Origin of the sequence: Dyadobacter psychrophilus, assembly GCF_900167945.1 — a bacterium.
In the GTDB taxonomy this organism is placed as follows: Bacteria; Bacteroidota; Bacteroidia; order Cytophagales; family Spirosomataceae; genus Dyadobacter; species Dyadobacter psychrophilus.
Window position 1 is genome coordinate 49,070 of sequence record NZ_FUZA01000013.1, and the last position, 15,903, is coordinate 64,972.

At 43.9% G+C, this 15,903-nt stretch carries 11 protein-coding genes and 1 rRNA gene; 6 read left to right on the forward strand and 6 right to left on the reverse strand.

Translation table 11 applies throughout. From position 1 onward, the window contains the following. Window positions 1-3 precede the first annotated feature (3 nt). Together B5X68_RS27010 and B5X68_RS27015 are read right to left on the reverse strand one after the other, a co-directional pair. The gene (locus tag B5X68_RS27010; protein ID WP_082217887.1) at window positions 4-1,431 is read right to left on the reverse strand and encodes a DUF5723 family protein; all 1,428 of its coding nucleotides are present in this window, start codon (window positions 1,429-1,431) and stop codon (window positions 4-6) included. Further along, the gene (locus B5X68_RS27015) at window positions 1,428-3,377 is read right to left on the reverse strand and encodes a RecQ family ATP-dependent DNA helicase (protein ID WP_082217888.1); all 1,950 of its coding nucleotides are present in this window, start codon (window positions 3,375-3,377) and stop codon (window positions 1,428-1,430) included. Before B5X68_RS27015 ends, B5X68_RS27010 begins: the two co-directional genes overlap by 4 nt. Before the next feature lie 119 nt (window positions 3,378-3,496). Between B5X68_RS27015 and B5X68_RS27020 the strand changes: the two genes are divergently transcribed. Both B5X68_RS27020 and dacB read left to right on the forward strand, forming a co-directional pair. Beyond that, a complete protein-coding gene (locus tag B5X68_RS27020; RefSeq protein WP_082217889.1) occupies window positions 3,497-4,990 on the forward strand; it encodes an ArnT family glycosyltransferase in 1,494 nt (497 codons plus the stop codon). Between the two features lie 46 nt (window positions 4,991-5,036). Beyond that, window positions 5,037-6,326, forward strand: a complete 1,290-nt coding sequence (gene dacB, locus B5X68_RS27025) for a D-alanyl-D-alanine carboxypeptidase/D-alanyl-D-alanine endopeptidase (RefSeq protein WP_082217890.1) — start codon at window positions 5,037-5,039, stop codon at window positions 6,324-6,326. Between the two features lie 2 nt (window positions 6,327-6,328). Here dacB and B5X68_RS27030 read toward each other — a convergent pair whose 3' ends face one another. Continuing rightward, window positions 6,329-8,029: a hypothetical protein gene (locus B5X68_RS27030; protein ID WP_082217891.1), complete on the reverse strand. Its 1,701-nt coding sequence runs from the start codon at window positions 8,027-8,029 to the stop codon at window positions 6,329-6,331. A 75-nt stretch (window positions 8,030-8,104) separates the two neighbouring features. Further along, window positions 8,105-9,115 (reverse strand): toxin-antitoxin system YwqK family antitoxin, encoded by a 1,011-nt coding sequence (locus B5X68_RS27035; RefSeq protein ID WP_082217892.1) that lies wholly within the window; start codon window positions 9,113-9,115, stop codon window positions 8,105-8,107. A gap of 95 nt (window positions 9,116-9,210) precedes the next feature. On the opposite strand from B5X68_RS27035, the gene B5X68_RS27040 reads away from it, so the two are divergent. Together B5X68_RS27040 and B5X68_RS27045 are read left to right on the forward strand one after the other, a co-directional pair. Beyond that, entirely contained in the window at window positions 9,211-10,152 is a 942-nt protein-coding gene (locus B5X68_RS27040; RefSeq protein WP_082217893.1) for a GDP-L-fucose synthase family protein, read from the forward strand. A 185-nt stretch (window positions 10,153-10,337) separates the two neighbouring features. Continuing rightward, window positions 10,338-10,811, forward strand: coding sequence for an Lrp/AsnC family transcriptional regulator (locus B5X68_RS27045; protein ID WP_015813234.1), 474 nt, complete (start codon window positions 10,338-10,340; stop codon window positions 10,809-10,811). Between the two features lie 75 nt (window positions 10,812-10,886). On the opposite strand, the gene B5X68_RS27050 is transcribed toward B5X68_RS27045, so the two are convergent. Together B5X68_RS27050 and B5X68_RS27055 are read right to left on the reverse strand one after the other, a co-directional pair. Continuing rightward, entirely contained in the window at window positions 10,887-12,383 is a 1,497-nt protein-coding gene (locus B5X68_RS27050) for a DUF4301 family protein (protein WP_082217894.1), read from the reverse strand. Window positions 12,384-12,502: 119 nt separating this feature from the next. Then, window positions 12,503-14,767 carry an ATP-dependent helicase gene (locus B5X68_RS27055; RefSeq protein ID WP_082217902.1) on the reverse strand — a complete coding sequence of 755 codons (2,265 nt, stop codon included), beginning with the start codon at window positions 14,765-14,767 and terminating at the stop codon, window positions 12,503-12,505. Between the two features lie 191 nt (window positions 14,768-14,958). On the opposite strand from B5X68_RS27055, the gene B5X68_RS27060 reads away from it, so the two are divergent. Next, a complete protein-coding gene (locus B5X68_RS27060) occupies window positions 14,959-15,303 on the forward strand; it encodes a hypothetical protein (RefSeq protein WP_082217895.1) in 345 nt (114 codons plus the stop codon). Window positions 15,304-15,572: 269 nt separating this feature from the next. Then, window positions 15,573-15,903 (forward strand): 16S ribosomal RNA (locus B5X68_RS27065); the annotation flags it as partial.

The following is a 15,903-nucleotide window of genomic DNA, read 5'->3' on the forward strand; positions in this document are numbered from 1 at the left end:
AGATCATTCCGCATCTTTTTTCCTGTTTAATTTCCAGGCAGTAAAGCCTAAATAAACCATGCTGCCTCTGGCCCCACCTTTTTTCAACAAGCCATTCACATTGCTAAATCCTAAGAAAACCGGCCCAAAATGGCCAACCGCGCCAATAGACGGACGATTATTCCCCTTAATGAATGAAATGGGGAAAGAAAAATCAGAATCTTCGTCTTCAAATCTCGGCGTAATGGTAAATGCGTCGAGCTGATTAAGATCCAGATATTCACCACTTCGGGGTTTATAGCGCTTCGTTTGAGATAAATTCAGGAAAAAACCTTTTACTAATTGAATATCCGCTTCCAGATGAAACGCTTGTGGCAGCTGCACGCGTTTTTGAAAAGTAGTATCGTTTTCAGACGGGAAAAGCGTCATAAAACCTTCCGGACCCTGGTCACTGACATTCTCTAATTCTTTTTGGCCAACAACAGCTTGCGCCTCACGTCCTGTGCTCACCTTACTGCGCGTCGTTTTATAACGAATGGAGCCTACATCGGTTAATGATCCCGAAAGTCGCACCAGATATTCCGGGCTTTCATCGAAAACTTCTTTTGATTTACCCCAATAAGCGCCGAGCTCGTAGGAAAAACCCAGGTCATAACCCCAGCCGGAGCCGTATTGATCCGAATTAAAAAGATTCGAAATCCGCATTTTCTTGTTGGGGTTGCTGTAACCGCTTTCGTAAGCGAAATTCTGGATCACCAGCTCGCTGGTTTCATCGGCGCCAGCCAGCGGACGAATACTGTAACGATCTGCTGAACCATTTAAATATCCGATTCTGGCACCAAAAACGCGTTTTCCTGTCACGCCAATTCGTAATTTATGCGCTTCAAGATCCAGTAATTGCACACCATAGGAAACACTCACGTCCGAAAAACTTTGCTGCACAAGATTAAAATTTCCCCACGCCTGGTCCGTCGGTGGCGTGCTGCCTGTATCAAGTCTATGGAAATATAAAGTTTGAATAGGGTCGGGGAGGTTTTTGCCTGTTACAAATCCGCGCGTCCTGAATTGTAATGCGAGGCCCTGATATTTACCAATGGAAATCATAGCAGACGGCCAGCGGATTTCACTGACTGTATAAATGGGGTCATCATTTAGCAGGGAGCCGGTTGTTCGGGAGCGGCCGTATAATTCTTTGGTGGAATGTGGGATCAGTAGCGGATACAGCAATGAATTTTCGCCCACAAAATTAAAATACCGGTAATTGATGCTTCCGCCCAGTGTTCCAATGTTGATCTGCCATTTGTGTTTGGGTCCGCCGAGAACTGACGGATTGCGCGTGGCCCGGTAAAGGCCTCCGTAATTGCTTAGTTCCAGCCCGGGAATTTGCTGTGCGTAAGCAGCTTGTGATAAAATGCCAAGGAATAGTGCGAAGGTAAGGACTGTTTTTTTCAATGTTGAGTTTTGTTAGTCAAGGACAGCTTCCCGGTTATATCATACCGGACGATTTCCTCTTTGATCAATTGTTGTAATGTTTGTAAAAATTCGTTTTCCTGAACTGCCTCAAATGCTTTGCCTAGTTCATTAGGCGTTGCCGGGCCGTTTTGGCCTAGAAATGTGACCACCGCTGTTTCCAGGTCCGGGTTTTCAGCCAAATCATGCTTCCTGTTTCGAATGCAAATGTCACAAACTCCACATTCTTCCGCGTCGAATTCATTGAAATATTCTAATAAAAGCAAAGTCCGGCAAATGCGCGTGTGGGATGCATAATGTGCAACGGCGCGCGCTTTTTTAATATCCCGGTCCTTTTTTTGCCCTATTTCAAAAACGTTAAGCGGCAATAATGCAGCATCATATCGGGGCGTCAGGAAAGTGAGTTGCGGCTTGCTTTTTCTGGGTTCGTAATCAATGATTTCCCGCTCATGCATGAATTTCAACTTTCTGACAACTTCATTTTCCGGCGCGAAATAAATCTGGCCCAACTCATTTTCCGAAATCCGCACATATTCTGTGAAGAGTTCTCCGCCATACATCCTCAGAATTACCTTGATAAACGAATCCATTTCCTGGTAACGTATCTGAAAGTCGTATAATTGGCGATTATCAACCAGGAAATGGATTTTGGAAGCATCGTTAAAACTTTCGCTGAGTTGAATAAAACCCTCTTCTTCGAGCAACTTCAAGGCGTAATGTGTTTCATTTACTGCCAGTCCGAATATTCCTGTAAATTCCTGTATATCAAAATCAAAGCTTGCAAATTCACCTCCGCCTACGGCGAGTTTGTAGTAATTGGCAAGCGCCTGGTAAACCCTTTTTAAAACTTCGGTCGGCGGATATTTTCTTTCCACACTTTCAGAGAGTTCTTCCAGATCTATTTTTGTAAAAAGAGCAACGGCATATGCTTTTTGTTCATCTCGTCCGGCCCGGCCTGCCTCCTGATAATAGGCTTCCAGGTTATCCGGCAGATCGAAATGAATTACCGCGCGCACATCCGGCTTATCAATTCCCATCCCAAAAGCATTGGTAGCAACCACAACCCTGACCTGGTTTTTAATCCAGGCTGTCTGACGGTCGCTTCGTTCCCGAAAGGGCAAGCCGGCGTGGTAACTTTGGGCGCTAATGCTCTGTCGGTTAAGCCAATCCGCCAGTTCCTTCGTACGTTTTCTTGTGCGCACATATACAATGGCCGTTCCGGAAACATTCTTTAAGATTTGAAGCAATTTCCGCTCTTTATTTTCTTCGGAAAAAGCTGAGTAGGAGAGGTTTGCGCGTGCAAAAGACTGCTTGAAAACCCGCGCATTTCGCATTTCGAGCTTTTCCAGGATATCAGCCCTTACCTCCTCGGTGGCAGTTGCGGTTAGAGCCATTACCGGAACGTCGGGACGTTTGCCGTTTGCCAGCGTATCGCCTGCAATTATTTTTCTGAAATCCGAGATCAAAAGATAAGCAGGCCGAAAGTCATAACCCCACGCAGAAATGCAATGCGCCTCGTCAATAGCGAGCAGGCAAACGTTCATTTGTTTGACCCGCGCGACCATTATGTCGGTCCGTAACCTTTCGGGAGAGACGTATAAAAATTTTGTATGACCGTGTATGCAATTGTCAAGCGTGATATCAATCTCGTTTTTGCTCATACCGGAATGGATGGCGGCTGCGGAAATGGATCTGCGTTTGAGCTGTTCCACCTGATCTTTCATCAATGCGATCAAAGGCGTTACCACAATGCAAACGCCTTCCATAGCCAGCACAGGCACCTGAAAGCATACAGACTTGCCGCCGCCTGTGGGCAGCAAAACCAGGGTATCAATGCCATTAAGAACTGCTTTTATCGCATCCTCCTGAAAAGGGCGGAAGGTGTCGTAACCCCAATATTGCTTCAGGACAGCGTGAAGATCAGTCATCAGTTATGTTGTAGTGCGTCGTAATGGGATACAAAGTAAGGCCATAATGTTCGTTATGTAAAGAATTGTGCATTTGCGTTTGATAAAATCGTAAATTCCACCAAATTTTACTCAACGTCATGATCCCTGGTAACTCAACACTTGAGCGATATCTTCCGTGGATATTTACTATCAGTTTCACCCTGATCACTTTTTTACCCAGGTCGCTCGACGACACAATGTTTATGGATGGGCTGGCCTATGCCTCCATTGCGCGCAATATGGCGATGGGCATCGGCTCTTTTTGGAAACCTTATTTTGCAGAATCCTTTTGGTTACCCTATGATAATGGCCCGTTCTTCTTCGGCCATCCGCCGCTTCAATTTGGAATGCAGTCCATTCTTTTCAGGTTAATAGGCGATTCCACTGCGGTGGAGAACATTTATAACCTTCTGGTGCTGATAGTTTCCATACTTCTCATCGCAAAATTGTGGCGTGAATTGTTTAAGGAAACACCTGATCTGGCAAAATATGCATGGTTACCCATTCTGTGCTGGTATGCGGTTGTGACGGTTTATTATAGTATTCCAAATAATTTTCTGGATAGCACCATGGCCATTTTCTGCCTGTTATCATGCTATTTTCAGCTTGTTTTCCTTAAAAGTAAATTATTTTTTAAACCCCGAAACTACATTTTTCCTGTCCTTGCGGGGATTTGCATTGTGCTGGCCTGCCTCACGAAAGGCCCCGTAGGGTTGTATCCGTTAGCATTTACAATGGTGTATGTAATAGTTTACGATCATTCGTGGTTTAAATCGGGTGTAAAAACCACGGCCATTGTCCTGGTCACATTTACATTCGTTTTAGGGTTGGTTCTGCTTTATAAACCTGCATTTACTTTTCTGAAAACCTATTTTCAAGGGCAGGTTGTGCAGGCTTTGCTGCAGAAAAGAGAAAAAGCGGGTGAAGGATTTACGGCTCATTTTTATTTGGTCAAAGAGCTGCTTCGCAATGTTTATCCGCATCTTGCCATGTTGGTTGGGCTGTATTTGATCAGCGCTTCTTACAACATTAAAATGTCCATAAGCAAAAGAACGACAAGAATTTGCCAGCTTACGCTGCTCATTGCCGGCTCCGCAATATTGCCTATGCTCGTGAGTATCAAACAGTATCCACATTATCTGCTGCCATCTTTGCCGTTTGTAGCCATCTTTTTCGCCGCGCTTTTTGTGGAGAAAATACATGCATTAACATTGATAAAAACAAAATTAACGGTTGCAGGCTTCTCGATTGCGATTGTGTGCTGCTGGACGTTTACAATTATCAAACTGACGAACATAGAGCATAATGAAATGGCTGCCAACGCCAAAGAATTGAAACATTATGTTGCCCGCGCATCCACGATCGGGATTTGCCAGAACCTTTATCACGACGCCGACATTCACACTTACTTGCAGCGATATCACTCTTTGTCATTGACCACAAAAACAGAGAATGCCAAATACGTTTTTGCCGATGCCAACTGCCTGTCTTCCTTTGATTTAAAAAAAGATAAGGTTGTGCCGCTGGAAGACCATTATTTTCTGGTGATCAAAAATCAAAAGGCTCGCGAACAGCATGCGCTGTATCATTGAATGTGGTAAAATGTTACCTTTGCCACTATAATTCTAACTATACTCCATGCGCACGCTTATCTTCTTTGTTAGTGTTTTAATGCTTTCAGGTTGCTCGGTATCCCATTATTTAAAACGAGAATTAAAAAATTCCGCAGTCCTCAGTCAGCAACATACGGGCATTTCTATCCAGAACCTCGGGGAGAAAAAAGAGCTGGCGGCTTATCAGAGCAACAAATATTACAATCCCGCATCCAATACAAAGTTATTTAGTTACTATGCCGGTTTGTGCGCGCTCGGCGACTCGATTCCCGGTCTGGAATATCTGGAATGGGGTGAATTGCTGATCATTCGCGGCACCGGCGACCCGTCACTTCTACATCCGGACTTACCAGAAAGTAAGGTTTTTCAATTTTTAAAAAATAGAAAAGAGCCGATATTTTTCACACCGAATAACTTTGAAAACAAGCGCTTCGGTCCCGGTTGGGCGTGGGGCGATTATAATGATTATTACCAGCCGGAAGTTTCTCCGCTGCCGGTTTACGGCAACATTGCTCGCTTTTCAGGAAATACGTCCCAGGATGAGAATGCCGAGCGATTTCAGGTTTCGCCGGCTTACTGGAACAAGGCGATGGTTTTGGACACAGCCGCTTCGGGCATTGAGCGGGACGAATCGCAGAATTTATTCCATCATTCAAAATTGGGTGTACCGCAAGGACTTATCCAGGACGTTCCGGTGCGCATGACGGATGCGGTGACCGTTCAGCTGCTAAGCGACACATTGAAAAAAGAAATCAAGCTGATCAATATTCCGTTGGAAATTGAGCTGCAAAAAATAAACAGCATTCCCTCCGACTCCTTATACAAACGGATGATGCAGGTGAGCGATAACATGCTGGCGGAGCAGCTGATGTTGATCTACGCGTCGGCAAATGGCCTTCCGTTAAACACGGAAAAGGCTATAGCACATGCTATTGAGCATCATATGAGCGATTTACCGGATAAGCTGGTCTGGAAAGACGGCTCGGGGTTGAGCCGTTACAATCTGTTCACACCCAGGACAATCACCGCATTACTTCAAAAGATCCACCAAAAAGTGCCTCAGGAAAAGTTGTTTCAAATCCTGCCTGTTGGCGGCAGGTCGGGAACATTGAACAATTTGTTCAAAAGCGATCAGCCGTTCGTTTTCGCAAAAACCGGAAGTTTGAGCAACAATTATAGTTTGAGTGGTTTTTTACTAACGAAGAAGGGCAAGACGCTGGTTTTTAGTTTCATGAACAACAATTTCACGCGCCCGAGTGGTGAGATCAGAAAAGAATTGGAGCGGATATTGACAGGTTTACACGACAAGTTTTAAGCTTAATCAGCTTCGTCCCAGGTCTTTCCGGTGCAGAAAATCCTGTTTGTTCCGTTTTTCCTTACTAACAAATAGATCGAATAAGTCCCTGGCTCGATCGTAGCCAGGTGAAAGCTGGCGAAAGCGCCTTTATTAAAATACATTCCGCGGCGCAGCGTGGTTTTCAAAGGCACTGCGGACTGATTGGGCGGAGAAGAGTAAACGTGATCTTTTGATTTCAAAATCACATAAGCGCCATCGGAATAATCTTTTACTGGTTTGAAAAAATCCTGTTCAAAGTTGATTGTCAGATAATTGCCTGACTTCGTAATCAAATCCGGGTTGTACGTGCTGTCGCAAGCAATTTCATTCGAAATCATCCTCGGATCCCAGTCTTCTGCCAGCGGGTCAGCTGAATTGTAATACGCCCTTATTTTTTCAAAATGTTTCTGATCCATGGAGAACATCCTGATGCCCAGCCAGTCTGCATTATAGCGCGCATTGAACTCCTGAGAAACAGCCGAACGGCGGTAATTTACAGCTTCCGCAAAGTTGCTGTGCAGAATGACCAGATTCAGAACGACGGTCATTACGAGCAATATTGGGGAAAGCCGAACCCTGGAATGCTTGCTTTTCAGACTTAGAAAAGCAAAGTACAAAGCAATGCAGCACATGGTTGAATACATCCGGTAACGTCCTTTGAACATCCCGGCAAACGTGTCTGTTGGGATGCGTTTATAGGTGAGCGCAAGGGTGGTTATGCCAATAAAAATAAGAATAGAAAGCGCAAAAATAGCTGTCCGGTTGCTGTATTTCGATTTCAACCACGCAGCATCCCAAAGGGGTAATATTTGTTTTTGATATAAAAAAATGAATGCAATAACCAGCAGCATGCCGAATGCTGAGGCAATATACATGGTGGAAAGGGGAACGCTGTAAGCGCTTAATGTGGCAATGGAGCCGATGAAGCCAAATAATCCGAAAAATCCTTCCTTAACCTGCTGCGGATTGGAAAAGCTGAGGTTTTGTGTGATAGGTGTAAAATCAAGAAAATAAATCAGTGCTACAAATGCTGTGAAAAGCACTGTTGTGAAAAACTGGTTACGGCGGCCGGTGATGAGGAATATGAATGCGATAACGGGCAAAACCATTAAGCCATTTCCATAGGTGAATGTGGCGGCAACAGCGAAAAGCAGGCTGATAAAAACGCGTTTTGGATGGTAAGCAGCGAAATAAAGTGCAGAAAGCACAAAAAGGATGACGCCGAAATTGCAAAGCGAGCTGACGCCCCAGAAGATATTTTCGTAAGACTGAATGTTAAACCAGAGCCATAAAACGGGCACGAAATACCAGATAGAAAGATGCAGTTTTTTAAATGCTTTGTAAAAAATAAAGGCGCACAATCCCCAGCAAATGTTGGCGACGATCATCAGCCAGACTAGATTGACACGGCCAAAAATGTCATAGAATAGCAGAATGACCGAGCGGGAAAAAACAAGACGGTGCTCGGGAAATAGGGTGGTAAGGAGTTTCCAACGCTCGGGCCAGGTTGCGTTTTCAAACTCTGGAATGATGCCGAAAACCAGGATGTCGTCGAAAGCTACGTAATTGACATTCAGTGCAATAGACTTAAAAACCCAGATATAAATAATAATGGGAACGATACAAAACAAAAATGCCAGCCAGATTTTATTCCGGATGAAGCCTAGGAGAGTCAAAAACATATTTCAATTCATTCGTGCCGGGAATCCAACACGCTAATTAAGCAGGTGATAGAGGATTTTCAACCATTGAAGGCTTTAATTTTCGGTTTCCTCTTCCGCTGAGGCACGCGGATCTTTGGTGTAATCGTAAAGAAGTTTCCCTTTTTCATCCCATTCCCTCAGCACAAATGGTTCAAATTCTTCGTCCCAGCCCGATTTCGGATATTGGATTTCTTTTTTACGCTGACGACGGAACTGGTAATATTCAACCCAGCGACCGATTTTTGCACCACCATCGTATTTGCCGCTAACTGCAAGCTGGCCTTCTTTGTAAAATTGCATATACTCGCCCTCAACCTGTCCAAACATGACCGGCAACACTTCCTTAATCTGGCTATGCGCTGAATCATAATAGGTTATGCGCGATTCGGCAGGAAATCCGCGTTCCCAGATGGATTTGTCGATGAGGTTAAATTTGGTATCATATTTTACCCAGCGGCCATCTTTCGCACCCATGTAGTAAAAGCCTTCCTCGATCAGGTTTTCTCCGCTGTATTTTTTGTAAGATCCGTGCAGCGGCAGTGCTTGTTCCTTTTCCTTAATGAGTGCAGAGCTCAATTTCTTGCCTTTCTTGTCATACCAGCGCGTATCAGCGGCGCGTACATAAGCATTCAAGGGCTTGTATTCCTTCAAAACGTGGAAATATTCGACGGTAGCCCGGTCCCCGCTTCCGTATTTTACAGACATGCTTTGCATAGGAATGCCTTCATATTGCACCTTTGCAAGTTTGGCTTTTTCCTTTTTGCTTTTGCGGTCTTTCTTTTGACTTTTAAACTCTTTAACTTTTAAACCAAGATCTGGAATAGTTTCGCCGAACAATGTCGACAGGCTTGTAGATTTCCCATTTGCGCCCGGAACAGAAGCGCCCACAACGGGATCCAGGCCGGAAACAAATGATCTAAGTCCTTTGGAGCGGCTGGCTGTATCCTTCTTAACTGTTTCTTTTGGCAACCAGGAAGGTGTCTCTTTGCTTTGTTCCGTTTGCCCCAGTGCCGTTTCAGCCAGAATGAGAGCGAAAAAGGACCAGAAAAGAATGACTCTTTGCATGTGTATTGAATTTTTCTTCAGAGCAAGATTGTTACTTTTGTAACGAATTGATTATTTCTATATTGATTATCAACGCACAAATTTAAAAAAACGCAGTGGAAAAAAGTGCTAAAATTTATATCGCCGGACATCGCGGGATGGTGGGGTCAGCCATTCACCGTAAATTAGTTAAAGAAGGATTTGATAATTTCCTGCTCAGGACCTCTTCTGAGTTGGATCTGCGTGATCAAAGCGCCGTCAGAAACTTTTTTGAAACAGAGCGGCCAGAATATATTTTTTTGGCGGCAGCAAAAGTCGGCGGCATTATGGCCAACAATATTTACCGGGCGGAATTTTTGCACGATAATTTGTTAATCCAAAACAATGTCATAGACAGTGCGTACCGGACAAACGCCAAAAAGCTGATGTTTTTGGGTTCCAGCTGCATTTATCCAAAACTGGCGCCGCAACCGCTTCATGAGGATTCGCTGCTAACCGGACTTTTGGAGCCAACCAACGAACCTTATGCGATTGCCAAAATTGCCGGAATAAAAATGTGCGAAGCTTATCGTGCACAATATGGCTGCAATTTTATTTCCGTGATGCCTACAAACCTTTACGGGCCTAATGATAATTACGACCTGAATAATTCCCACGTGCTTCCGGCAATGATCCGCAAATTCCATGAGGCGAAAGAGGAAAACAAGCCATTTGTGGAGCTTTGGGGCACAGGATCTCCGTTAAGAGAGTTTTTACATGCCGATGATCTTGCTGATGCATGCTATTTCCTAATGCAGAATTATGACGAAGCAGGTTTCCTGAATGTGGGCGTGGGAGCAGACGTTTCTATAAAGCACCTTGCAGAGATGATCCAGCGTGTAACTGGTTATTCGGGAGAAATTCACTGGAATACAGACAAGCCTGATGGCACGCCGCGCAAGTTAATGGACGTGAGCAAGCTGCATGCGCTTGGGTGGAAACATCGAGTGGAATTGGAAAACGGAATAGCGGTTACTTATCAGGATTTTCTGCAAAAAATCGAAACTTACGCAGTGTAAACAGATTGAATGCAAAGGGTTACAATTACGAAAAGCCTAATAATCCAATACTAAATTCTGTTTTTGCCTACGATAATTCTTTTTTTTGACAAATTTTCAGTATATAATTGTAAGATTCTTCGGGAAACTAATTAGTTTTGCAGCGTCCTAAAAAAGGGGCAATATAAAACCTTAGTCATAGAGAAATGTCGGCCATTATTAAGTTAGACCAGATAGACCGTAAAGTACTGGAGATCTTACAAACGAACGCTAAAATAACCAACGCACAACTGTCCAAAGAAATAGGCTTGTCGCCTGCACCGACTTTGGAGCGTGTCAAAAAACTAGAGCAATCAGGAATTATCAAAAGCTATCATGCGCAATTGGAGCCTGAGAAAGTGGGCCTGGGCGTGAGCACATTTGTGCAGATTTCCCTGGTTGGACACAGAAAAGCAGTTACAGAGTCTTTTGTTGAAAAGATACATGCAATTCCGGAAGTTATAGAATGTCATCATATTACAGGAACCGGAGATTTCCTCCTGCGAGTGATTTCAAAAGATATCAGCACATATCAGAAATTGATGCTTGAAAAAATAAATGAAATTGAAGAAGTAGCCAGCACACAAACGATGGTGATCCTTTCAACATTTAAAGAAAGCAAAGTGTTGCCGATCCCTTGATTTGCATAAAATATTGACAAATAAAAATCGCCGGATTGGGAAATCCGGCGATTTTTATTTGGTATGCATTGCAATCTATTGATGTTGCTCGCGTAGCAGATCATTTACCGTTTTCACCGGATTGAACGTAATAAGCGGCACTTCCACAAATAATGTGTTCCAATCGGCCATGGCGCCGTTCCATAATCCAGGCAATTCTTGCGCTTTGAGCTCCTTACCATCTTTGGATTTTCCTGTAATGAAGCCAGTAAGGGGATCGCGGAATTTTTTCAGATCGTACAATTCGCCTTTGCTGTTTTTCACCGCGCAAACCAGGTCCACGGGATTAAAGTGCGTTGAGTTCTTGAAAATGCTGTTTTGAGATTCATCATCCACATCCACCTGCGCAGATTCTACAATTTGCAAGGATGAAGAACCGTCCGCATTCTCTGCCCAAAACGGGCCACCACCGGGTTCTCCCTGATTTTTCACCATCCCGCAAGCGCGCAAAGGCCGGTCCAGTTTCTTTTGAAAGTAAATCGCTTTTTGGTCATCAGACCACGAATCGAAGTCTGTTGGCGGTACAACGCATAGTTCTGTTCTGAAAAATGAGTCCAGCTCGCTTAGTAATGGTGCATTAGCCTGGTTTTTCAGTTTTTCGATATATGCGAATATGCGTTTTTGATAACTTAAAACAATTCCTGCGAGCGCCTTCTTGTATGTGATTGTGTCTTGCTTGATTCGGTCAGGAACAACATTATCAATATTTTTGATAAAAATAATATCTGCATCCAGTTGACCCAGATTGTCCAGCAATGCTCCGTGACCAGCTGGTCGGAACAATAAACTGTCATCTTTTTCACGGAACGGCGTGTTGTCGAGATTAACGGCAATCGTATCCGTGGAGCTTTTTTGTTCTGAAAACGAAACGATGTAACGCACGCCAAACTCGCTTTGGTAACTCGGCAGCACTTCTACAACCAGTTTTTCAAACTTATCGCGGTGCTCAGGCGAAACCGTGAAATGGATCTGAACATTGCTTCCGGCATTGGCATATTTCGCTCCTTCCACTAAATGCTCTTCCAAGGGCGTCCTGGAACGTTCTGCGTAATTATGGAATTTGAGAAGGCCTTTTGGCAACTCCCCGTAACCTAATCCTTTGTTAGTCAGGAAGTAAGAGGCAATTGTTTTCTCGTCAGCTGTTTCAATGTTGTTACCGTCCGCAGCTAACGAAGTTTTCAAATCCTCATAAAATGCGAAATCCTTCAATTTGGTAAAAAACTCTTCAACAGATTTATCCTTTTTGTCGTCCTGTAAAAAGCTGAATAGCGATTTGAACATCCGCGTTGCGGCGCCGGATGCAGGAACAAACTTCAAGAGTGCGATTTCTCCTTCGGAAGCACTTTTATCAAATTCACTGATTACAGTTGCAATCTGGTCGTCTGTGAGGCGGATAATGCCATCGCCAACAGTGGCTGCTTTTGAGAGTTGGAGGAAAGGGAATCCGTTTACAAAATAATTAACTTGTTCTTCTACTGTGGTAATGTCGCTTCCGCGGTCTTTTATCTGTATAATGTCTTTTTCAATAAACATATTAACTGTTGTTTAATGGTGAAGTTTTAGGGTATGGCCTTAGTTAAAAATCTAATGTAGTGTGGGAAGGTAAAACCAATAAAGCTGGCGACAAACATACTATAATCATGCTAAGCGATTTATTTCAGAATTCGGAGCTTGGCGAAGCTTAGCAACAAAGTTTTTTCCCCGACAAGATTAAAATTAACGGTTGCTTTCCGGTCTGTGCCATTTACGTCCATTTTTGTTACTTCTCCGAAGCCGAATTTTAAATGTTCCACCTTGTCACCTTCTTTTAAGTCAAAAGTGTCGCTAGGCACAAAATGTTCGGACGGCGTATGTATAACTGTGGTGCTGGAAGGTGTGGGAGCAGGTTTTCTTTGGGTTAAATTTCTGGCAAAGGACGTAACCGGGCTAACGCTTTCCCGCGTAGGCGCTCCGTGAAGCATATTGGATACATTCAGGAAATGAGGATCAACTTCGAGGAGAAAGCGGCTCGGTTCGCACATTTTCAATCTTCCCCACTGATAACGGCTTTCTGCATATGAAAAGGAAAGTTTCTTTTCGGCTCGCGTGATGGCCACATAAAACAGCCTCCGTTCTTCTTCCAGATCCTGGCGGCTTTCGAGCATCATCTGGCTAGGAAAAAGATCTTCTTCCAAACCTACTATAAATACATTCCGGAATTCCAGACCTTTCGCGGAGTGAATGGTCATCATGGTAACACGGTCGTTATCATTATTATCGTCCGGCTCGTCGGCATTCGTTAATAAGGAAACGGATTGAAGGAAAGCACTTAATGTTTTGTCTTCGGTTTCTTCATTATCCACAAATTCCTTGATCCCGTTCAGCAACTCCTGGACGTTTTCATAGCGCGAAAGTCCTTCCACCGTTTTGTCCTCATATAATTCTCGCAAGATTCCGGAAGTCTTCGCAATGTGGGCGGAAACCTCATAAGCATCCTTGCCTTCCTCGACCAGGATTTTAAAGCTTTTGATTAAAGTCGCGAATTGCTCGATCGGCGTAATGGTCCTCCCGCTGGCGTACTTGCCAATGTTTGCAACCACTTCCCAGATCGCTATGCCATTTTCAGAAGCGGCAACGGCAATTTTCGCCACTGTTCCGTCGCCAATGCCTCTTTTAGGAAGGTTAATAATGCGTTTGAACGCTTCTTCGTCGCGCTGGTTGACTGTAAAACGCAGGTAAGCCAGCAGATCCTTAATTTCTTTTCTTTGATAAAAAGATTGTCCGCCAATAATCCTGTATTTTATTCCAAGTTTACGCAAGGCCTCTTCGAATGACCTCGACTGTGCGTTAGTCCTATATAGGATAGCAAAATTTTCATTTCGCAGTGCTTTCGACATTTTTTCTTCAAAAATTGCCGTCGCTACTAAGCGGCCTTCTTCATTGTCTGATCCTGCTTTTATGACATCTATTAATGAACCTTCTTCATTATCTGTAAATGTTCTTTTTTCCAACTGGGCCTTGTTACGGGCGATGACAGAATTGGCAGCATTCACAATCGTGCTTGTTGAACGGTAATTCTGTTCCAGCTTGATGACCCTTACGTCCGGAAAGTCCTTTTCAAAATTCAGAATGTTCTCAATATTGGCGCCGCGGAATGCATAAATGCTTTGCGCATCGTCACCAACCACCACGATGTTCCGGTGAACAGCGGAGAGTTTCCTTGTGATCAGATACTGCGAAACGTTCGTATCCTGAAACTCATCCACCATCACATGCTGGAATTTGTGCTGGTACTTATATAGTACATCAGGAAAATCGCGAAAAAGGACATTCGTGTTAAAAAGCAGGTCATCAAAATCCATCGCATTCGCCTGAAAGCAGCGCATGACATATGTTTTGTATAACCGGCCGATCTCTTTCATCTTCGCCGCTTCATCATCCGCCTGGATTATTGGGTTAGCAAGATAATCGTCTGCTGAAACCAGCCTGTTCTTAGCGCCCGAAATCCGGTTGAAAACAACATTGGCCTTATAAACCTTATCGTCGAGGTTATATTCCTTTATAATGCTGCGCAAAAGAGACTTGGAATCATCGGTATCATAAATCGAAAAGTCGCTTGTGTAACCCAGGTAACGCGCCTCTATCCGCAGGATTTTTGCAAATACGGAGTGAAATGTGCCCATCCAGATATTTCGCGCCTCCGTTCCAACTGCTCCCTCGATCCGGTGCCGCATTTCTCCCGAAGCTTTATTGGTAAATGTCAGCGAAAGAATACGGAACGGGTCAACGCCATTCTCAATCAAATGGGCAATGCGGTAAGTAAGGACCCTCGTTTTTCCTGAGCCAGCACCCGCTATGATCATTAAAGGCCCATTACCATGCAAAACGGCCTCCCGTTGAGGTTCGTTGAGCGTTGACAAATATTCGTTTTGATTCAAAATATTATGCTTATCCAATTTATTGATCTGATTACAGCAAAAACCAAAGTTAGGAAAAACCATTAAAAGCATTCTTTCATTATTTGTTTCAAAAGTTCTGAAAGAGGCGTTTCCCAAATTGTATTGTATACTGAGAACGTCAAAGTAGATTTGACGGTTTATTTCAGACAGAGAATTGTAACATTATATATATGAATATCGAAGATCAGCCACTCGGAGCGCAGTGGGAGCATTTGCTGGACAAACTGGAAGAGTTAATAGGTAAGAAGCCCGGAGATCTCAATGGCGTTTTGTTTTTGATTGGCGTTCAGGAGTTGGGACAAGGTGCGAAAAGGTTTACAAAAGAACAAAAACAGGATTTGATGCACATAGGGATATGTAAGGTGCTAAGCTTGTCTTCCTATTATTCATTAGAGCATATTGATAAAGAAGGATGGCCACATTACAAGTTGGAGCGCGCATTGCCTGTGGGAGACATTTTGAAGCAGGAAGCGCTTTTGAAAATGCATGTGATAGAGTATTTCAAAAATCTTTAAAATAATTTTTGATCGGTCACTTCTGATTATGAACCGGTTAGGAATTTTCTCAAAAAAAGTTGATAAATATTTTCGCCGGGTACTTGCGTATTAAAAATAAAGCCTGCACTTTTGCACTCCCAATCGGGAACAACGGTAGCGCAGACGGCGAAACCACTAGTTCTGAAAGATTCAGAGCAACGTTCTTTGACATGATGAAGAGAGCAAAAAGAAAGTTCGTTTAAGAAGATTCGGTCCTCTTAGCGATAAGAGAGACCACAACAAAATTTACAATGGAGAGTTTGATCCTGGCTCAGGATGAACGCTAGCGGCAGGCTTAATACATGCAAGGCGAGGGGGCAGCAATGTCACCGTCGTACGGGTGCGTAACGCGTATGCAACCTACCTTCAACTGGGGGATAGCCCGGGGAAACCCGGATTAATACCGCATAACACAGGGGTACAGCATTGTACTATTTGTTAAAGATTTATTGGTTGAAGATGGGCATGCGTTCGATTAGCTAGTTGGTATGGGTAACGGCCTACCAAGGCGACGATCGATAGGGGAGCTGAGAGGTTGATCCCCCACACGGGCACTGAGATACGGGCCCGACTCCTACG